11 protein-coding genes and 1 pseudogene are annotated in these 20,426 nt (G+C 73.0%); 2 read left to right on the top strand and 10 right to left on the bottom strand.

Going from position 1 to position 20,426, the window contains the following annotated elements:
• Positions 1–22 precede the first annotated feature (22 nt).
• The 6 genes from EAH89_RS17595 to EAH89_RS17570 form a co-directional block, all read right to left on the bottom strand.
• Positions 23–1,051: a DNA polymerase III subunit delta' gene (locus EAH89_RS17595; protein ID WP_140885020.1), complete on the bottom strand. Its 1,029-nt coding sequence runs from the start codon at positions 1,049–1,051 to the stop codon at positions 23–25.
• Complete coding sequence (gene tmk / locus EAH89_RS17590) at positions 1,048–1,689, bottom strand: dTMP kinase (protein WP_140885019.1); 642 nt, start codon at positions 1,687–1,689, stop codon at positions 1,048–1,050. The genes EAH89_RS17595 and tmk overlap by 4 nt, the downstream gene beginning before the upstream one ends.
• Positions 1,679–2,896 carry a D-alanyl-D-alanine carboxypeptidase family protein gene (locus EAH89_RS17585; protein WP_140885018.1) on the bottom strand — a complete coding sequence of 406 codons (1,218 nt, stop codon included), beginning with the start codon at positions 2,894–2,896 and terminating at the stop codon, positions 1,679–1,681. The genes tmk and EAH89_RS17585 overlap by 11 nt, the downstream gene beginning before the upstream one ends.
• A 50-nt stretch (positions 2,897–2,946) precedes the next feature.
• Positions 2,947–3,855: a septal ring lytic transglycosylase RlpA family protein gene (locus EAH89_RS17580; RefSeq protein WP_241667072.1), complete on the bottom strand. Its 909-nt coding sequence runs from the start codon at positions 3,853–3,855 to the stop codon at positions 2,947–2,949.
• On the bottom strand, positions 3,852–4,826 hold the full coding sequence (locus EAH89_RS17575) for a lytic murein transglycosylase (protein ID WP_140885017.1): 975 nt from the start codon (positions 4,824–4,826) through the stop codon (positions 3,852–3,854). The genes EAH89_RS17580 and EAH89_RS17575 overlap by 4 nt, the downstream gene beginning before the upstream one ends.
• 87 nt (positions 4,827–4,913) lie before the next feature.
• On the bottom strand, positions 4,914–6,944 hold the full coding sequence (locus EAH89_RS17570) for a cache domain-containing protein (protein ID WP_140885016.1): 2,031 nt from the start codon (positions 6,942–6,944) through the stop codon (positions 4,914–4,916).
• A 578-nt stretch (positions 6,945–7,522) separates the two neighbouring features.
• Here EAH89_RS17570 and EAH89_RS17565 point away from each other — a divergent pair.
• Together EAH89_RS17565 and EAH89_RS17560 are read left to right on the top strand one after the other, a co-directional pair.
• Positions 7,523–12,754 carry a PAS domain-containing protein gene (locus tag EAH89_RS17565; protein WP_140885015.1) on the top strand — a complete coding sequence of 1,744 codons (5,232 nt, stop codon included), beginning with the start codon at positions 7,523–7,525 and terminating at the stop codon, positions 12,752–12,754.
• 10 nt (positions 12,755–12,764) lie between these two features.
• A complete protein-coding gene (locus tag EAH89_RS17560; protein WP_206667592.1) occupies positions 12,765–13,172 on the top strand; it encodes a PAS domain-containing protein in 408 nt (135 codons plus the stop codon).
• A gap of 23 nt (positions 13,173–13,195) precedes the next feature.
• On the opposite strand, the gene EAH89_RS17555 is transcribed toward EAH89_RS17560, so the two are convergent.
• The 4 genes and pseudogenes from EAH89_RS17555 to EAH89_RS17540 form a co-directional block, all read right to left on the bottom strand.
• On the bottom strand, positions 13,196–14,170 hold the full coding sequence (locus EAH89_RS17555; RefSeq protein WP_140885014.1) for a hypothetical protein: 975 nt from the start codon (positions 14,168–14,170) through the stop codon (positions 13,196–13,198).
• Between the two features lie 203 nt (positions 14,171–14,373).
• Complete coding sequence (locus EAH89_RS17550) at positions 14,374–19,023, bottom strand: hypothetical protein (protein WP_140885013.1); 4,650 nt, start codon at positions 19,021–19,023, stop codon at positions 14,374–14,376.
• Between the two features lie 225 nt (positions 19,024–19,248).
• Entirely contained in the window at positions 19,249–19,554 is a 306-nt protein-coding gene (locus EAH89_RS17545) for a hypothetical protein (RefSeq protein WP_140885012.1), read from the bottom strand.
• Between the two features lie 396 nt (positions 19,555–19,950).
• A pseudogene (locus tag EAH89_RS17540) lies at positions 19,951–20,426 on the bottom strand (IS5 family transposase); the annotation flags it as partial.

Below are 20,426 nucleotides of genomic sequence, written 5' to 3'. Positions count from 1 at the left end.
CGCGCCGATAGGGGCTGGTCCGTCAGGTCGAGAGCCGCGAGAGACCCGTCAGCACGGCCTGCTTGCGGTCCAGGTTGAGGGTCTCGGTCTCATCGGCCAGCCGGCCGAGCATGTCCCACAGCCCCGCCCAGTCGGCAAGGCCACGCCCCCCCGGCGAGGTGTCCAGCCAGGGCGGTGCCCCCTGCCCTCGCCCGGCCTGGCGGAGCGCCGTGGCCAGGCTGTCCCGCAGCAGGGCGATGAAGGTGACGAAGGCGCTGCCATCGCGCTTGGCCGCCAGCCGGTCCGCCAGCGCGTGCAGCTCGGCGGGGGCCGGGCGCGGCAGGCGCGCGAGGAAGCCCTCGACCTCCCGCGCCATGGCCAGCCGCTCCCCGTCGGCCAGCGACAGCGCCCGCCCCGGGCTGCCGGCGGAGAGGCGGGCGAGGGCGGCCCGGTCGCCCTCCCCCAACTCTGGCATCCAGCGCGCGAGAACCTCGCCCATCAGCCCCTCGTCCAGCGGGAAGAGGTCCAGCCGGCGGACGCGGCTGCGGATGGTCGGCAGGAGGCGGTCGGGCGCGGCGGAGGTCAGGACCAGCACGGCGCGCGGCGGCGGCTCCTCCAGCGTCTTGAGAAGGGCATTCTGCGCCTGCTCGTTCATCGCCTCCAGCGCCTCGATCACCACCACGCGCCAGCCGCCCTCGGCCGGCGTCATGGCGAGGAAGCGCGCGAGCTCGCGCACCTCCTCCACGCGGATGATCACCTTCTTGCCTTTCTCCCCGGTGCCCGGCACCAGCGCGCGCAGGTCCGCGTGCGCGCCCGCCGCCACGCGGGAGAAGATCGGCTCCGTCGGCCGGACATGGAGAGGCGCCTCGCCGGGCGGGGTGCCCCGCGGCAGCCCCGCCAGCATCCAGCGCGCGTAGCGCCAGCCGAGCGTCGCCTTGCCGACGCCGGCCGGGCCGGTCAGCAGCCAGCCGTGGTGCAGGCGGCCCGAGAGGGCGGCGTCGCGCAGCGCGGCGGCCGCGGCGTCGTGTCCGTAGAGGGACGGGTTCGCCCGCGGCTCGGGAGGAAGGCTCACGCGAGGCGCTCGCCGACCGCGGCCAGCGCCGCCGTGAGCACCTCGGGCGGCGGGCGGGCGGCGTCGATCACCGCGCAGCGCCCCGGCTCCGCCGCGGCAATCGCGAGGAAGGCCTCACGGATGCGGCGGTGGAAGCCCTCCTCCTGCCGCTCGTAACGGTTCGCGTCCCCGCGCGAGAGGGCGCGCGCCATGCCGCTCGCGGGCGTCAGGTCGAGCACGAGCGTCAGGTCCGGCTGCAGCGCGCCGAGCGCGAGGTCGCAGAGCCGCTCCCAGACGTCGCGGGGGAGCCCCTGCCCGGCCCCCTGGTAGGCCAGGGTGCTGTCGGCGAAGCGGTCGCAGACAACCCAGATCCCGGCCTCCAGCGCCGGCACGATCGTGCGGGCGACGTGCTCGCGGCGGGCGGCGAAGTGCAGCATCGCCTCGGCCACGGGGTCCCAGGGCCCGCGGTCGAGGATGAGCGACCGCACCGCCTCCGCGCCGGGCGCCCCGCCCGGCTCGCGCGTGCGCAGCACCGGGTGCCCCGCCAGCGCGATCTCGACCGCGAGCGCCCGGGAGAGCGTGGTCTTCCCCGCCCCCTCCCCGCCCTCCAGCGTGATGAACCGGCCGCGCCCCTCCCCGCCGGCGCCGTCAGGCGCCACTGACGAGCCGTCCGATCACGGCCGGGATGCGCGGAAGAAGGCCGAGCCGCGCGACATCCACCCCCGCCAGCAGCGGCACGCTCATCGGCGGCACGCCGGCCCCCGAGACCTCGAGCTTGCCGAGCTCCTGCCCCTTGGCCACCGGCGCCGGGATCGGGCTCTCGTAGCGCAGCTTCACCTGCAGGTTCCGGCGCCACTGGCGGGGCAGCGTCAGCACGACGTCGCGCGCGCCGACCAGCGGCACCTTCAGCCGGTCGCCGAGATAGACCGGCGCCTCCTCGATGGTCTCGGAAGCGCGGAAGAGGGAGACGTTCTCGAACTCGCGGAAGCCCCACTCCATCAGCCGCTCGGTCTCCTCGCGGCGGGCGGCCATGCTCGGTAGGCCGTTCACCACGAGGATCAGCCGGCGGTCGCCGCGCTTCGCCGTGCCCGTCAGCCCGTAGCCGGCCTCGTCGGTGTGGCCGGTCTTGAGCCCGTCCGCGCCGGCGACGCGCCCGAGCAGGGGGTTGCGGTTCTCCTGGGTGATGTTGTTCCAGACGAAGCTCCGCTCCGAGTAGATGCGGAAGTACTCCGGGAAGTCGTTGATGAGGTGCCTGGCGAGGACCGAGAGGTCGCGGCAGGTCATCCGGTGCTCCGGGTCCGGCCAGCCCGTCGCGTTGCGGAAGCTGCTGGCGGTGAGGCCGAGCTTCCGGCCGTACTCGTTCAGCGTTTCCGCGAACTGGGTCTCGCTGCCCGAGATACCCTCGGCGAGCACGATGCAGGCGTCGTTGCCGGACTGGATGATCACGCCCCGGATCAGGTCGCCGACCTTCACGGTGGTGCCGAGCTGGACGAACATCTTGCTCCCGCCCATGCGCCAGGCACGCTCGCTGACGGGAAGCTCCTGGTCCATCGTCAGGCGGCCCTGCTTGAGCAGGTCGAAGACGACGTACATCGTCATCAGCTTGGACATGGAGGACGGCGGCATGCGCTCGTCCGCGTTCTTCTCCAGGAGGACGGCGCCCGTGTCCGCGTCGATGATGAGGGCGAGGCGCGCGGCGGTGTCGACGGGACCGAGCGGCGTGCTGGCGGGGCTCCCCGGCGGCGGCGGCGCGGGCGCGCGCGAGGGCCGTTGCGGCCTTCCCTGCGCCCTCGCCTCCCCGGCCAGCAGCCCCGCGGAAAGGCCGATGCCGGCCACCGCCCCGATCACGTCACGACGCTTCGGCATGCTCACGCCCCCCATTTCCCGCCGCGCCACCCGGGCACGCGGCCCGGCCCCTAGTCCACGACGATCCGCGCCTCCGATACGCCGCCGCGCAGGGCTTCGTCGAGCGCCCTGTCGGCCTCCGCCACGTTGGCGAAGGGACCGAGGCGCACGCGCCACTCCGGCCGGCGTGCGGGCCCGGCCGGCTCCACCCTCGCCCCCCCCAGCCGGGACGCCTGGCGCTGCGCCGCGGCCGGGGTCGAGAAGCTGCTTCCCTGCACGAACAGGCGGCCCGGCGTGGACGGCCCCTGGACGACCTGCTCCGGCAAGGGGACGGCGGGGGCGGGGCGCGACGCCTCCCCCCCGGCGACCGCCACCGCCGTCGGACGTCCCTCCCGCACCCGCTCCGCCTGGCGGCTGCCGGCCAGCGGCGCCAGCGTCTCACGCTCCACGCTGCCCGAGGGCGCCGCCTCGATCCGGGGACGGGACGATTCCGGGAGGGGCAGCCCGGCCGCCAGCGCCCGCGACGCGTCCCCCTCGACCGCGACCCGGACCTGGGCCGGGCGGCCCGCCCCGACGCCGAGCAGCTCCCCCGCCCGGCGGGACAGCTCGAGGACGCGGCCCGGGTCGGCCGGACCCCGGTCGTTCACCCGCAGCAGGACCGAGCGCCCGTTCTCCAGGTTCGTGACCCGGACCACCGCCGGAAGCTGGAGGGTGCGGTGGGCAGCGGTGGCGGCGGAGGGGTCGTGCACCTCCCCGTTCGCGATCCGGCGCCCGGGGCGCGAGTCGGCGGCCAGCGTCGCGAGGCCGGTCTCGACGAGGGCGAAGTCCTCGCGCGGGTAGAACCAGAGGTTCCGCAGCTGGTAGGCCTCGCCCACGACGTAGCGCGGCTCGCCGGACAGGGTGGCCGGCTCCGGCTTCCAGCAGCCCGACAGGAGCATCAGCGGGAGCAGCAGCGCCCCGCACGCGGCGGCGGCCCTCACGCGACCCGGTCGGACAGGAGGCCGACCGCCAGCGCGTAGAAGTCGGAGGGGTTGTAGCGGCGGATGGCCCGGAAGTTCTCCCCGACGAGGAAGGCCTGCCGGCTGCCCGTGGCGGCGCCGGGGACGACAAGCGCCGCGCTCTCGTCGCCGGGCGCGATCGCCGTGCCGTCGGCGTAGGACAGGCCCATGCCCGCCCAGTCGCGCAGCGGCCGCGGGGTGTCGCGCCCCGCGCCCGCGGGGTCGAAGCCGTCGGGCAGCCGCGCCTCGCGCCCCCAGCGCTGGCCGTCCTGCCAGCCGGACACGGCGAGGTAGTTCGCGATGGAGCCGAGCGCGTCGGCGCGGCTGTCCCAGATGTCCTTGCGGCCGTCGCCGTCCGCGTCCACCGCGAGGCGCTCGAAGCTGGTCGGCATGAACTGCGGCTGGCCCATCGCGCCGGCCCAGGACCCGCGCATCCGGTCGGGCGCGACGTGGCCGGCGTCGAGGATGCGGAGCGCCGCCAGCAGCTCGCCGCGGAAATAGGCGGCCCGGCGCCCCTCCCAGGCAAGGGTCGCCAGCGCCTCGACCACGCCAAAGCCGCCCGTGCTGGCCCCGTAGTTCGTCTCCATGCCCCAGATAGCGACGAGCACGCGGCCGGGAACGCGGAAGCGGTCCTGCAGCGATTCCAGCAGCGCGCGGTTGTCGGCATGGGCCCGGCGCCCGGCATCGATCCGCGCCTGGCCAAGGACACGGTCGCGGTAGGTCTCCCAGGCGAGGGTCGACTCGGGCTGGCGGCGATCGAGCTCGATCACGCGGTCCAGCGGGCGCAGGCCCGTCAGGGACTGCTGCAAGGTGGCGGGGGAGATCCCGCCGCGCCGCGCCTCCTCGCGCACCCCCTCGACGAAGGCGTCAAAGCCCTCCCGCTGCGCCGTCGCGGCCGAGGGCGGCAGGGCGGCGAGAAGGGACACGACGGACCGGCGGCCGGGGCGCTTCATGCGCCGAGAGGTGCCACTTCCCGTCCCCTGGGGCAACGGAGCTTCGCGGCCCTGCCGGCCCGCGGGGATGGCTAGGTCACGGGTGGCTCAGGCCGCCCGCTCGCTGCGGTAGCCGAGCGTCTCCATCGCGCGGCCGACGCGCTCCAGCGTCGCCGCGTCCTGGCGGAAGGCGACGGCGAGGAGGCCCTGGCGCGAGCTGACGACGCGCGCCGAGACGAGGTCGTCGCCACCGCCGGGAAGGCCGACGAGGAGTTCCGCACCGGCGTCGCAGGGCCATCCGCCGACGAGCGCCGCCCCGCCGAGCGAGATGTCGCGCAGCGCGGCCGTGCCGTGAGTCGCGCCGCGGATCTGGACGGGCGCCTCGCCTCCCGGGATGCGCTCGTAGCGGCGGCGCTCCTCGCTGCTGCGGAAGGCGCCCACGGCGGCCAGGAAGTGGTCCACCTCCTGGCGCAGCCCGTCCGACTGCCCGGCCACGCCGTCCGCCGCCGCCAGCACCTCGCGGCTGATCGCCCCCGATCTCTCGGCCGTGCCGCACACCTCGCGCATGGCCCGGGTGGCCTCGTCGGTGATCCGGGAGATGCCCTGGACCTGGACGGCGATCTCGCGCGTGGCGACGCCCTGCTGCTCCACCGCGGCCGCGATGGCGCCCGCGATCTCGCTCACCCGGTCGATGGTGCAGACCACGCCGCGCACGGCGCCTACCGCCTCGCCCGTCGCCGCCTGGATCGCGCTCACCTGCGCGCCGATGCGGCCCGTCGCCTCCGCCGTCTGGCTGGCAAGCTGCTTCACCTCCGCCGCGACCACGGCGAAGCCCCGCCCCGCCTCGCCCGCGCGCGCCGCCTCGATGGTCGCGTTCAGCGCCAGCAGGTTCGTCTGGCCGGCGATGTCGGAGATGAGCCGGACCACCTCGCCGATCTGCCCGGCCGCCTCGCGCAGCCCCTCGACCGTCGCGTCGGTGGCCCGCGCCCGCTCCACCGCGTCACGGGTGGCCTGGGACGCTTCGCCCACCTGGCGCGAGATCTCGCCCACGCTCGCGGTGAGCTCCTCGGTGGCCGCGGCGACGGCGGCGAGGCTCTGCGCCGACACGCCCGCGCCCTCGGCCGCTCCTTCCATGGAGAGTCGCGTCTCCTCCGCCGCCCGCGCCATGGTGTCCGCGGCGCCGCGCGTGCCCTCGGCGGAGGTCGTCAGCTTGCCGAGGACGCCGGAGACGGTCGTGCCGAAGTCGCGGGTCAGGCGGTCCATGGCCTCCTGGCGCCGGTCCTTGGCCGCGCGCTCGACGAGCAGGCCCTTCTCGGCCTCGCGCGCCCGGATCGCCATCTGCCGCAGGACCTCGATCGCGCCGCCGATCTGCCCGAGCTGGTCGGTCCGGTCGGCGCAGGGGGCGGGCTGGTCGAGATCGCCGGCGGCGATCGCGCGGACGCTCGCCGCGAGCTCGCCCAGCGGCCGCATGGAGCGGTGCAGGGCGAACCAGCGCACGGCGCCCACCACGAGGACGACGAGCAACCCCGCGAGCAGCGCCTCGCGCACGATCCGCTCCAGCGCGCCCTGCGCCTGGGCGAGCGACACGCCGACGAAGAGAATGCCGATCGGTTGTCCCCGCGCGTCCTTGATCGGCTCGTAGATGGTCAGGTAGGGCGCGCCCAGGATCTCGGCGCTGCCCTGGTAGGTTTCGCCGCGGCCAAGCACGGCGTCGCGCGCCGCCCCCGCCGCCAGTTGCGTGCCCACCGCCCGCGCGCCGTCGGGGCGGCGCAGGCTCGTCGCCACCCGGGTGTCCCCGGCGAAGATCGTGGCGACGCCGCCCGCGACGCGGCCGACCTGATCGACCAGGTCCTCGCGCCCATTCACGGGAACGCCGCCCAGGGTGAGCGTGCCGTCCCCGGTGAGTCGCCACTCGGTGCCGAGGAGGGAGAGCTCACGGTGCAGCACCGCCAGGTTGATCCCGAGCGATTTCTGCGAGGCCTCCAGCCCGGCCTCCCGCGCCACGCGCAGCGTCCAGGCCTGGACGGCGACCACCGCCACCGCCACCGCAAGCAGCGACGCGACGAGCAGCCGCGGCACGATGCCGATGCGACGCAGGCGGCCGCGAAGCGGCTCCAGGGAACGGAGCGGGTGGGGCATGTCTTCGGACGCTCGCCTGAGTGAGGGTAAGCCCCTGTCGACGCAGGCGGGAGCTTTGGCGGGAGCCTACACGACCTCGTTTAAGGAGGCGTGAAGCGGGCCCGGCGGCGCGGGCCGTGGCCGTCCTCCGCAGGTCCCTCGAAGCGCCAGCCAGTCCCAGGGCAACCTCCCGGCACGCGCGTCGCCACGTCACCGCTGGCTTAGGGCGTTAGCCGTTACGACACTCTCCGGGTCGAAACCGGACTTTCCGTCGCAATCATGGCGGGTGCAATCCATCCACCAGCATGCCTTCGCTCCACCCGCAGCGTCGCAAAGGAACGTTCCTGGTTCCGTAGATGAAACAACAGCACGCCTGCCTCTGCCGCGGATGACGGATGTAGTTGCCGACGCCACCACCAAGTTAAGGGGCGGGTCCGGCCAGCAACCAACCACCGGTTGTGAGACACCCTTCTTCCGGCTTCCGCCCTCCGGTTCTCGCCCCGCGCCAAGTCCTTCTTGATTGCTCAACGACAACGGAAGCCCTACCAAGCGCCAGCGAGCGGCGCTTGCGGGGAAGCATTCGGGCGGGGGCGGTCTTGGTGGTGCTGAAAGACATCGTCGCGCGCCGCCGGGCGGATCCTCCGGGCCCGTGCCCCGAGACGGCCCCCGCCGGCAGCGCCCGGTCGGGCTTCCACGCGCCCGCATGGCCGAGGCGCTCCCCGACCCTTCGCCGCCGCGTCCTGGTCTTCGCCCTCGGGGCGGCCCTTCCCCTGCTCGTGCTGGCGGGCGGCGCCGTCTGGCAGCAGAACCGCGCGGAGCGGCTGCGGGCGGAAGAGGGCCTCGTTGCCCGCGCCCACGCCATGGCCCTTCTGCTCGACCGTGAGTTCGCGGGCGCCGAGCGCCTGCTGGCGGCCCTGGCGGGCTCGCCCTCCCTCGCGCGCGGGGACCTTCCGACCTTCTGGTCCGAGATGCGCTCGGCTGGCCTGGCCTACGGCGCCCGCGCGGTGAACCTCATCGGACCCGACGGGCGCATCCGGCTGAGCACGAGCTGGCTGCCCGGCGAGCGGCCGGACGTCCTCTCCATCGGACCGGCGGCCGAGGCGCTGGCCACCGGGCGCAGCGTCGTCGGCAACCTCTTCGTCAGCCCGAGCGTGGGCGAGTGGTCCGTGGGCGTCGCGGTACCGATCATGGCCCCCGGGCCCGCGGGGGCCCCGCCGATCCGGCACGTCCTCGGGCTGATCGTCCCTCGCGAGCGGCTTCTCTCGACGCTGACCGACCAGCGGATGCCGCCGGGCGCGGTGGCCGCCGCCCTCGACCGGCAGCTCACCATCGTGGCGCGCACCGCGCGCGACCGCGAGACGCTGGCCACCAAGCCGCCGGCCGAGGTGCTGGCCGCGATCGGGCCGCCGGCGGGCACCATCCCGCCCTTCACCGCGACAGAGGGCGAGCGGGTGCACGCGGCCTACGCGCTGGCGCCGCAGTCCGGCTACTGGGTGAAGGTGACCGTGCCGGCGGTCGCCTTCGAGGCCTCGCTCCGCCAGGCGCTGCTGCCCACCCTCCTGATCGGCTCGGGCCTGCTCACGGTCACCCTCGTCTTCGGCGTCCTCTTCGCCGACCGCCTGACCCGCTCGCTCCGGCGCCTCGGCGACCCCGGGCTGGCGGGCGCGCCGGCCGGGGCGGCGGTGCGGGAGATCGACGAGCTCGGCGCGCTGCTCGCGCGCCGCGCCGAGGCGCGCGAGGCCGCGGCCGCCGAGGCGCGCGCGCTGTTCGACGCGAGCCCCGTCGGCGTCGTGCGGTCGGACGCGGGCGGGCGCGTCACCGCCGCCAACGACGCCTTCCTCTGCATCGTCGGCATGACGCGCGAGGATCTCGCCGCGGGCCGCATCCGCTGGGACGACCTGACGCCGCCCGAGTGGATCGGGCGCGACGAGGCCGCCATCGCCGAGGCGGCGCGGAACGGCGCCTGCGCGCCCTACCAGAAGGAGTACGTCCGCCCCGACGGCACGCGCGTGCCGGTGCTGATGTTCTTCGCCTTCCACAACCGTACGGTCGGCGCCGCCTCGGCCTTCGTCGTCGACCTCTCGGGCTGGGAGGCCACCGAGGCGGCGCTCGCCCACGCGCACGAGCGGATGCACCTCGCCATGGGGGCGGCGCGGATCTTCTCCTGGGACTGGAACGTGGTCACCGGCGCCGTGCAGTGGTCGGGCGGGCTGGAGGCGGCGCTCGGCATGTCCGAGGCCTCCTTCGGCGGCACAGTCGACGATTTCCGCGCGCTCGTCCACGAAGACGACCTGCCGCGGGTCGAGGCGGCGCTCCGCGCCGCGCTCGCCGACGAGGCGCCCTACGACATCGAGTTCCGCATGCGCCGGGCCGATGGCGGGGAGCGCTGGGTGGTGACGCGCGGCACGGTGCTGCGGGACGGCACCGGGCGGCCGACCCGCATGATCGGCATCGACTTCGACATCACCGACCGCAAGCGCGCCGAACTCGCCCTCGCCGAGAGCAAGGCCGCGCTCCGCCGCATCACCGAGGCCGGCCGGATCGCAACCTTCGAGGTGGAGGACCCGGGCACCGGCGGCGAGGCGCGGGTCTCGCCCGGCTTCCGCGCCCTCTACGGCCTGCCACCCGACGCGCGCTGCGACTTCGCCACCGTGCTGGACCGGGTGCATCCCGAGGACCGCGACGCCTTCCTGGTCGACCACCGGCGGCTCGCCGCCGAGGGCGGCCGCTTCGTCGCCGAGTTTCGCGTCCTCCTGTCGGGCGGCGGCACCCGCTGGATACAGTCCATGGGCGAGGGCGATCCGGGGCCCGGTCCGGGCGGCATGCCCGCGCGGCTGCGCGGCGTAGCCTTCGACATCACCGCGCGCAAGCAGGCCGAGCGTCCCCGCGCGGCGCGGCCGGACGACCTGGTCGAGACCCTCGACCTCGGCACCTTCATGGCCCGCGACCTCGACGGCACCATCCGCTACTGGTCCGGCGGCTGCGAGCGCCTCTACGGCTGGACGGCGGCCGAGGCCGTGGGCCGTTCCTCGCACGAGCTTCTCGGGACTGCCTTCCCCGTCCCGCTGGCCGCCATCGAGGCGGCGCTGGAGAGCGACGGCGCCTGGTCCGGCGACCTGCGGCACCGCACGCGGGACGGCCGGGAGGTCCTAGTCGCCGCCCACAAGGCGCTGCGCCGCAACGCGGACGGAACGCCCGCCCTCGTGCTCGAGGCGCTGGTCGACGTCACGGCCCAGCGCGTGGCCGAGCGGGCGCTGCGCGAGAGCGAGGCGACGCTCTCGGCCGTGCTCGACGCCCTGCCGGTCGGCGTCATCATCGCCGACGCCAAGGGCCGCATTCTGCGCGACAACCTCGCCAACCGCGAGCTCTGGGGCATCCCGCCGGAGACCACTGGCTGGGAAGCCTATGCCGACTGGGCGGGCTGGTGGCCCGAGACCGGCGAGCGGATCCGGGCGGAGGAATGGGCGATGGCCCGGGCGCTGCTCCGGGGCGAGACGGTGCGCGACGAGATGGTCGAGTGCGCGCGCTTCGGCTCGGGTGAGCGGCGCTTCTACCTCAACAACGCGGCCCCCATCCGCGATGCCGGGGGGCAGGTCATCGGCGGCGTCGTGGCCGAGCTCGACGTCACCGAGCGGCGGGCGGCGGAGCTCGGGCTGCGCGAGAGCGAGGAGCGCCTGCGCCTAGCGCAGGACGCCGCCGCCATCGGCATCTGGGAATGGGACGTGGCGAGCGGCGCGCAGCGCTGGTCGGACCGCGAGTTTACCCTCCACGGCCTCGACCCGGCGACCGCCACCGCCTCCATGGAGGCCTGGCGCGCGGCGGTGCACCCCGACGACCGCGACCGCGCGGAGGGCGAGCTCGCCCGCGTCCTGCGCGAGGGCGGCGAGCTCCGGACGGACTACCGGGTCGTGCTGCCGGGCGGCGGGGTGCGCTGGCTGGTCGGCCGCGGCATCGTCCTCCCGGCCCGCGGCGGCGCCGGATCGGCCCGCGGCGGCGCCGGATCGGCCCGCGGCGGCGCCGGATCGGCCCGCGGCGCCGCCGGGCGGCGCGTGATCGGCGTCAACATCGACGTCACCGAGGGGAAGAACGCCGAAGCGGCCCTCGCCCGCGCCAACGCGGAGCTCGAGGCACGGGTCGCCGAGCGCACCCGCGCGCTGAGCGAGGCCGCCGAGGAGCTCCAGGCCGAGATGCGGCGCCGCGAGCAGACCCAGCTCGCCCTCGCCCAGGCGCAGAAGCTCGAGGCGCTGGGGCAGCTCACGGGAAGCGTCGCGCACGACTTCAACAACGTGCTCGCGGCCGTGATGGGCAGCCTTAGGCTGATCGAGCGGCGGGCCCACGGCAACGAGGGGATCCTCGCCCTCGCGCGGGGCGGCGGGCAGGCGGCGGAGCGGGCGGCGGCGCTCATCCGCCAGCTCATGGCCTTCGCCCGGCGCGAGGACCTGACCCCCGTCGTGGTCGGGCCCGCCCGCGTGCTGGAGGAGGTCGACGAGATGCTCCGGCGTTCCGTGGGCAGCGGCATCGCCCTGTCGCTCCGCGCCGACCCGACCGCCTGGCCCGTCCTCACCGACCCGCACCGCCTCGAGATCGCGCTGCTGAACCTCGCGGTGAACGCGCGGGACGCCATGGAAGGCGTGGGCAGCCTTGCCGTGGAGGCCCGCAACGCGCCGCCGGCGCCCGGCGCCGCGCGCCCGGAGGGCCTCGACCCGAAGCAGGACTACGTCGTCGTCTCCGTGCAGGACAGCGGCCCCGGCATGCCGCCGGAGGTGCTGGCCCGGGCATCCGAGCCCTTCTTCACCACCAAGCCGCGCGGCCAGGGCACCGGGCTCGGCCTCGCCATGGTGCACGGCTTCGCCCGGCAGTCGGGCGGGGTGCTCCGCCTGCGCAGCGCGCCCGGCGAGGGCACCACGGCCGAGATCTGGCTGCCGCGCGCCGCCGGCGAGGCCGCCGTGGCGGCGGCCGCGGTGGAGGTCGAGCCGAACCCGGCGCTGCACGGCTCCGCGACGGTCCTCGTCGTGGACGACGACGATCAGGTCCGTCTGGTCACGGCGACGCAGCTCCGCGACCTCGGCTACGAGGTGATCGAGGCCGGCGGACTCGCCTCGGCCATGGTGCAGGCCTCCGCCGCGGCCAGCCTCGACCTCGTGGTGACGGACATCACCATGCCGGGCGGGCGCGGGCCGGACCTCGCGCTCCGCCTGCGCGCCAGCCGGCCCGGCATCCCCATCCTCTTCGTCAGCGGCTACGGCGATCCCGCCAGCCCGCCGAGCGAGGTGATCCTCGCCAAGCCCTTCACGCCCGCCGAGCTGTCGCGCCGGGTCCTGGCCGCCCTCGGCCGCCTGCCCACCCCCCTGCACGAGAGGATGCTCATGCGCCTGAGCAGACCCGAGCTGCGCCAGACCTACCTGGCCTGGCGCGCCCTCCGCGACGCGGCGGGCGGCGGCGAGGGCCTGCCCACGCCCGACGCCTTCGACGGGGCGGGCATCGGCGGCGGCGACCACGCCTTCACGGTCGCGCTCGAGCGCGCGGAGGGCGGCGAGCCGCGCCTTCGCTTCGTCCGCGTCGGCACCGCGCTGGAGCGGCGCCTGGGCCGGCCGCTGGTCGGGCAGGAGGCCGGGGGCGAGCTCGACGGCGACGAGGTGTTCGGCGGCCTCGACGACGCCTACCGGCGCTGCGCCCGCCTCGGCGTGCCCTGCCACGACTACGCCCGCTTCGGCTTCGGCGACGGCGGCGAGCCGCTCTACTTCGAACGGCTGCTGCTGCCGCTGGCCGATGACGGGGGCACCCGGCCGACCCATCTTGTCGGCCTGGCCTTCTTTTCCGATCCGGCCTGAGGAGACGCCCTTGCCCGTCCCGCCCCTGCCCAGCTTCGACCAGCCGGATCTTGCCCGCGCCGTGGAGGGGCTGCCCATCAAGGCCCTGGACGACCTGCCCTTCGGTGCCATCCGCCTCGACGCGGAGGGCGTGGTCCGGGTCTACAGCGGGGCGGAGCGGCGCCTCTCGGGCTCGGGGGACCGGCCGCGCCTCGGGCTGCACTTCTTCCGCGAAGTCGCGCCCTGCATGGACGGCCCGCGCTACCGCGGCCGGATCGAGCGCGCGATGGCGGCGGGCGGCCTCGACCTCGAGTTCGGCTGGACCGGCGACTTCGGCGACGCCGAGCGCTCGCTCCGCGTGCGCGTGCAGTCCGCCGCCGGGGGAGGCTGCTGGATCTTCATGCGCCGCGAGGGTGCGGTGGCGCTCAGCGACTACTGAGGAAAGCCAGGCCTGTCTTCCTTCTACGCGCCTGAAGGCCGCGTTGCGGCCGATCCAACCCGTGCTGTGCCCACCTGCAGGGCCGACACCTCGGCGATCGACGCGGGCTCCAGGTGGCTCAGGGCATTGCGCATCTCTCGCAACATCTGCAGGCGGCTCAAGAGCGGCGAGTGAAGCGGCTCGCCGCTCTGCCGGAGCTGCAGGCAGAGGTGCTTCAACTCCAGCAGCTCAGCCGCGCGCACCCGCTTGGCTGGCCGTCCCTCGTTCTCCGGGATGTCGTAGGGAATGCGCCAACGGCCACGGTTCGCGCGCACGATCACGAGCCTCTCGCGCTCAATCGCGTCCAGGAGCACGGCGTGGTGAATGCGCCATAGGTCGAACTCGGCGAGGGTCGGCTCAGCACCGTCCGCCCGCGCATGGCACAGGAAGCGTACAGGGTCGCATAGTGCGTCATCCGGCGCCCCCATCCAATGGTCCAGCGTGTCGAGCGCGCGGGTCGCGGGTAGTCGCGCACTTGCCATTTCTACGGACAACTCGACGCGAAGACGCGCGAGGGTGCCGTGGCACTCTGCTGCCGTTACCGCGTAGCGGGCGGCGACCTCTAAATCGACGCGGTCGAGCGGTTCCGCATGCAGCCAGGCCAGGTCGAGCCCAGTAACAGGCGAACCGCCAGGCGGAAGCGGTACGACCATCAGCGCGCGACGGTGGGGCGCGTCGTGGCGCATCGCCTCCCCCAGCGTGCGAGCAACCTCGCTCCAGGCCTCGGCCCTTGCCGCCTCGACGCCGTCCACCCACCAAACGCCCGACGGCAGCCTCTCCTCGGCGCGCGGCAGTTCGGCCTCGCGCCGCAACAACCCCCATGGATCAAGGACAGGATCGTCATAGACCAAACGAAGGCGGATTTGCCGAACCGCCAGCGCGTCCTCGACCGCCCGACGGAAGCCGGGCGGCGCAGCGCCAACAGGCAGGCACTGCCGGCCATCCGCAAGTTCGGCCACGACGCGCGCTACGAGCGCCGACGGGCCAGGGAGCGACCAAACCCCGATCACGCCGCGCCGGCTGGCATGGGTCGGGCAAGGCCGAGGCGCAGCTCCTTGCCGAGCACCAAGCCTTCCGCCCCGCGCCCGACAAGCCCAGTCAGACTTGCCCAGGCCAGCACGCGGGCGACCGTCTCCTCCCCAAGTTCGGAGTAGGCAACGACCTAGGCAGCCTCGACCACCTCGCCGTCGAGCCTTCCGTCCTGGCAGTCCCCGAGCGCCCGCAATGTCTCGGCCACCTCCGGCAGGGCCCGCAGATCCTCCAACGGATCGCCGTTTGATCCAGGGTCCAGAAGGCTCCGCGCGAGTTCGGCGGCCGGCGCGGCGCGCCCGGCCGGCGGCAGCGCCTCCAACTGACGGATCAGGAGGTCCCAACCGCCCGTGACCCGCATGATGGCGTCTCCCGGGAGGCGGAGGGGAGCGTCGTTTGCCCAGAGGTTGACGTCGTCGAGGCTCCAGGGGCCGGCGGTGAGCTCCACCACCCGGGAGGCGGGATCCCCCTCGTCCAGCACCGCGGTGCGGCGGGGATCGGCCACCCATTCCCAGGCACGTTGCGCATCGGCCAGGAACAGAACCGGTAGCGAGGCAGCACCCTTTGCAGCGGCGCGAACCCGTCGCACCGCCTCCTCCACCCAGGCCGCATCCCAGGGTGCCGCGGGCGGCACGAGGTGCAGGGTGGAGCCCGTGGACCGCGTCTTGGCCAGCGCAGCGCGGAAGTGGTCAAGGCCGAACGGGCCGCCCAGCACGCGGGCGTTGACGTCGCGGCCGTGACGCTCGCGCGCGATACGGCACGCGGTGTCCACCGCGGTCCGCCAGTTTCCGACTCCCGAAAGCACTGTGCCTGCCAGGATCGCGACGCCGCTGCCAGGGGCCAGCAAGTGTCCCTCCTGTCGCGCGGTCAGCAACCCGGGGCGCCCACCGATCATGCGCCGCATCTCCAGCGGGTCGCTGATCGCGGGAGCAGGGCGGCTGGCGAAGCTCTCCAGCTGCCGGCGGATCTCGCCGGGGCTGCCGATGAGATGCGCAAGGTTCGCGCTCCGCAGCGCGTAGTGCGCGCCCGTTACCCCCCGCAGCAGCCCCAGCCCGACCATCTCGTCAAGCAGCGCCTCGAAGGCATCATCGGCGAACGTTGCCGGGAACCCGGACGGCCACGCGTCTGCGGCCAGAGCGCGCAGCATGGTGCCGTCGATGCCGCTGGCAAGCAGCTCTGGTTCGTCCATGCTGAAGTTGGCCATCAGCAACGTCAGGAGGTTGTATCGAGGGTCCAGCTCGAGGGTGATACGGAAGCGCTCGAAAGCAGCGGTGCGCACCTCCGGCGTTTCCAGCACGCGCTCGACATCCTCCATCCGCACCATCCAGGGAGGCCCACCGCTCCCGCTCTGCTGGCGGAGCGACCGGAGCAGGCGCTGGCAGACCACCTGGATCAGGCTGGGATAGTAGTTGGCGAAGGCGAGGATCCGCGAGACGACGGCCTCGTCGAGATGGTAGCCGAGCGCCGTGAAGGGCCAGCGCACAAGGCTCTCCGCCTGCCGCCGCTCCTCGCCGCGCAGCAACGGGCCAACCACCAGGGGCGCGCCGAGATGGGCGATGGGGCTGTTCGGGTCCCGCGCCAGCTTCTGGACGTTGCGCAACCCGGCGAAAACCGGCTTGAACCGCCGATCCGTGTCGACAGTCAGATCGCGCAGGGCCGAGGTGACGGTGAAGCCTGCCTGCCGATCCTTCTCGAAGAAGGCGTCCGCCTCGTCCAGCAGCATCAGCATCTGCCGTCCGGGCCGCTTGTCCAGCCATTCCCGGACCGCCGTGCGCACGCCTTGCGCGCCGCTGGCGCGGGGCACCGCGATGCCGGCACGGGCCAGCTCCTCGGCCAAGCGCGGCCACAGCTCGGCCGGCGGCTGCTGCAAGCCTATTTCCGCAATGCTGACGTAGCGGGCGACCGTGTCCGGGTCCGCTGCGGTGGATCGCTCGACCTGCCGCAGCACCGCCGTCTTGCCGAGCTGGCGGCCGCCATAGAGAAGATGGGTAAACTCGCCGCTGCGGGCGGTGACGGCGCGCAGTTCACGGGCGCGGCCGAAGAACATCTCCGGGGCCGGCGTCCCGGTGTCGGCCCATGGCCGGCTATCGGTGAAGGGCAGAGTACAGGCGAAAAGGGCCATCAGCCGCCCACGGGGGAGCAGTCCGAGATGCAGCGCCAGTACTTCGTCCACAACGATGGTGGAGCGCAGCCGGTCCGCGCGCGCGAGCGCGGCGAGGCGGCGTCGCTGCTCGTGGTCGAGCGGGCCGAAAAACAGCACGATCGTCGGCGCGCTGCTGACGGGCAACGCCGCCAGCGCCTGCGCGATGTCCTCGGCGTCGCGCTTGTGCCACAGGCAGAGGAGGCGATAGGTCCCCTCCGCCTCCGAGCCGAACTGGGGCAGCACCGCCGTGTCTCGGTCCCGCAGCGCGCGCACGCGCAGTTGCAGCACCGCTTCGGAGACCTTCCGCGCAGGGGTGGCGAAGCCCGGTAGCTCGGGATCGGTGAAGCCGAAGGCGGCGAAAAGGCGCAGCAACGCGTCCTGCAGGGCGTTGCGCGAGTTCTCCCGCACACAGTCGGCCCAGGCTTCCGCCAGCGTTGGCAGGTCCGCGGTGAGCTCTTGGCCAGGCGCGAAGAGGTCCTGCGGGACGGCGCAGGTGCCGTCGGCAATGTCGCGCATGGCCGTGCGCCGGCCGCGTAGCCAACCGGCCAGCCGCTCGGCGCCCGCCGGGAAGAAAGCGGCGAAGGCTTCCTCCACCGGCACCGGCACATCCGGGTCCAGCGGCTCGCCTGCTTCCAGCCGCTCGACCAAGTCCTCCGCGAGGGCGAACTGGCCAGCCTCGAGTAGCCCTTCCACCCTGTCACGGTTCGGCTCGGGTAGCTGGCGCAGCTGGTCAAGGCGAAGGGTGATACGGTCGCGTGCCAGGACGGCGCGCTCGCTCAGCTTTGCGTCGGCCAGCGCCACATGCCGCCTTGCCTCGGCAAAGAGTTCCGCCGCGCTCGCCGGAACCGCCGCGGCCACCTGCTCCCGTACACGGAGGAGTCGTTCGGTCAGCTCATGTGCCAAGCCGGCATCCAGCCGCCCGGCGCGTTCCGCTTCCTCCACCTTCGTATGCTTCTCGTCGAGCGCCTGCGCCTCGTCGGCTTTGCGGCGCTCAAGGGCATTGCGCAACTCGCGCTGGAGGACAGGGCGTTCCTCGGCGTCCCCGGTCAGTTCGATGACCAACTCCGCGCCAAGGTAGTCGCCAGCGGCGATGCGCCGGCGGGCAGACTGGGCAAGCGGAGGCGGTGCCGGCGCCTGGGCAAGGGCGAACAGCTCCTCTCGAACTTCCTCTAGTGGCGGGTGCTGACGGCTCCAGCCGGCACCGAACACGATGCCCGGTACCCCCACTAGGTCGCGCCCGAGCAACGCGTCGAGCGAGGGCGCGGCGCGCCGGAGTGTCGCGCCTTCCAGAACGCTCATGAGGCGCCGGAGCGCTGCCGTGCCGCACGGCACACCGGCGGCCAGCAGGCCGTCGAGCCGGAGCAGCTCCTCTTCCGCAGCGCGGATGCGCGAGAGCAGGCGGGCTCGCAGATCAGCAATAGGCTTGGTTCGAGATCTTTCCGCACGCGACGGCGCGCGCTCGACGATGGAGAGCCAATGCCGCAGGTGATGCACCGCCTCCTCGACGGCGTCGTGGAGCTCCCGGTAAGCAGGTCCCGAGATCGGGGATCGCCGGGCCGGATTGAGCCCGCGTACCTGGCGCTCGACCTGCCGAATCTCGCGATCGATATCGATGGTGGTGACGAAGCGCCGTACCTCCTCGGCCCGCCCGGTCGCGGCCTGTGCCGCGACCTGCAAGTGGGCGTAGAACGTGCCCCCAGGTCGCAGCATCTCGCGCCAGACATCCGTCGCTGCGGCGTAGCGGATGCTGCGGGCCAACTGCTGCCGCGCCCAAGCCGCGATGTCATTGGAAGCTGCGTCGAGCTCCTGGCGCCATGCCTCTTCCGTCACCAGGCCGGCCATGAGGGCTGAGGCGGAGATCAGCGCCGTGCCGGCCACGTGCCGGCCCTGGTACATTTCTTGGGCGAGGTCGCGTAGCCGGGGCAGGCTGTCTGCATGGCCCGGATCGTTCCCCCCATTCCCCAACATGGCCGCCAGAAGGCTTGCCTGCCCCGAACCGGGCGCGAGGAGCGCGAGAGTGGTCGCCGCTGGCAGCAGGAGGACAAGGGCGAGACGGGTCGTGTCGCCCACAGGAGCTTCCGGCAGTGCGTCCAGCGCGTGACGCGTCGCATCGCGTGCGCGATCGTCGAATTCGCCACTGGTGTCGGCTACCATTGCCATTGCCACGAGCGGAAGGGCGGCCTTCAGCAACTCGGGCACCTCACCCACCGCAGTCACCTCGGCAACCGCGGTGGCGAGGCCGAGGCGCTCACTCTCGAGCGCCCGCAGCAGAGCGTTCGGCAGCGGCTCGGGCTGCCATTCCGCCTCTTCAGACGACGGCACGTCCAAGGCGAGGGCCGCCAGCGCGTCGCTCTCCTCCGCGTCGACCGGCAGGACCGCCGCCTCAAACGGCTTGAACTCCGCCGGGGTGGCGGCGACCATGCCGTCATCCTTGTCTTCGGGCAGTCTGTCGGACAGTTCCTCTGAAAGTCCCAGCGACGTGGTGGTGGCGTCTGATGCGAAGGAAGCATCTTCCTGGTTGCTGACCAACTCAGCCTTCTGCCCGATGGCCAGATCGGCCGCCAGGATGGACAGCCCTGTCTCTTTGGACGGAGCCTCCGCCGGAGAACGCTCCAGTTGGCTCGGCGCCGGATCGGCCAAGGCCGTCGGCGTACCCCCCACATCGTTCGAGCCGGTGACTCGGGCAGAAAGCCGCTGAGCCGCTTGCGATCTTGCCGCGGTCCCAGCCTCTTGCGCGGCCTTCGCCTCCGAGTTGAGGTGGGCGACTTCCTCAAACTCATCCTGATTAATAGCGTCCCTCAGCCGCACCTTCGCTGACTCGAGTCGCCTGTGAGCCTCGCTGACCTGTATCGCTGCATCGTCGAGTTAATCGAGGTCGTCGTCGTCCAGCACCGCCGGATCGAACATCGCCGGAAGATTCAGCTGAGGAAAAGACAACATGATCGAGGAGAACCGCGTCCTGCGGCGGTTCGCCGCCGCGCCTTCTACCGATCGAAGTGCCCGCGCCGCTTCGGCGGCCATGGTAGCGATACGATCGAGGTCTTCGGCGTGTGGGGTCTCCAAGCGTGAGACCAGGTCGTAGAGGGCGCCGATCCGAACGATGTCCTCTCTAATCCTCTCCATTTCGGAGTCCAGGGTTGCTTCCGGATCGACGCCACCGACATCGTTCATTCGAGCTTCCGGCTAAGCTGACCACATGCCAGTGGGCAAGTGAGCAACGATGGTAAACGGCATTGCACGCGTTGAAGGAGCTGCGTGAGCCCTGGTTGGACTATCCCAAATGAGGGCCAAACTCTCTTCGGTATTCAGGCTTCCGAAGCGTAGGCTTGAGCCGGCAATAGTGTCCAGAGCGTCGCATGCTTTTTGGTCACTTATAACTTATCATTCCGTACATCATTCCCGTCATGGCCGGTTGCCGCTCCCTGAGATTTTTGAAGCACTGACCGGCCTAAACTCCGCCAGTTCGTGGGCGGCGGAGATAGCATCCCCAAATTTATGATCGCGTTGGAAGAAGAGCACGACCACCAAATTCTTTACGTGTTTACTCCGTGGCATAGTTAGGTCCTGTTAGCGCTTGAGCCAGTCGAGTGTGGCGGCGAGGTGTAGGACGCCGAGAGAGCTGGAGGCGGTTTTCTCGTAGCGCGTGGCGACGGCGCGCCGCTCCTTAAGCCTGGCCTAGAGGCGTTCGACGTGGTTGCGGTTGTTGTAGATCCAGTCTCGACAGGCGACCGGCGCCTCGTTCCTTTTGGGCGGTATCGCGGGGCGTGCGCCGAGGTCCCAGACGTGCTGGCGGAAGGCATGGCTGGAGTAGCCTCGGTCGCCCACCACCCAGAGCGGCGCGCCGGGAAGCGTGGCGAGAAGGGGCATGGCATAAGGCAGCTCGTGCGCTTGCCCTGGCGCCAGTGAGAAGGCGACAGCGCGGCCTGCGCTGTCCGCGATGACGCAGACCTTGGTGCCGAAGCCGCCACGAGAACGGCCAAGCGCCTCACGCTCGTCCCGCTCCGCCGCTGTCGCGGCTTTTTGGCCGCCCCTGCTGCCTTCTG

This window comes from Muricoccus nepalensis (genome assembly GCF_006438825.1).
In the GTDB taxonomy this organism is placed as follows: domain Bacteria; phylum Pseudomonadota; class Alphaproteobacteria; order Acetobacterales; family Acetobacteraceae; genus Roseomonas; species Roseomonas nepalensis.
This window is presented reverse-complemented; position numbering and strand designations above follow the sequence as displayed.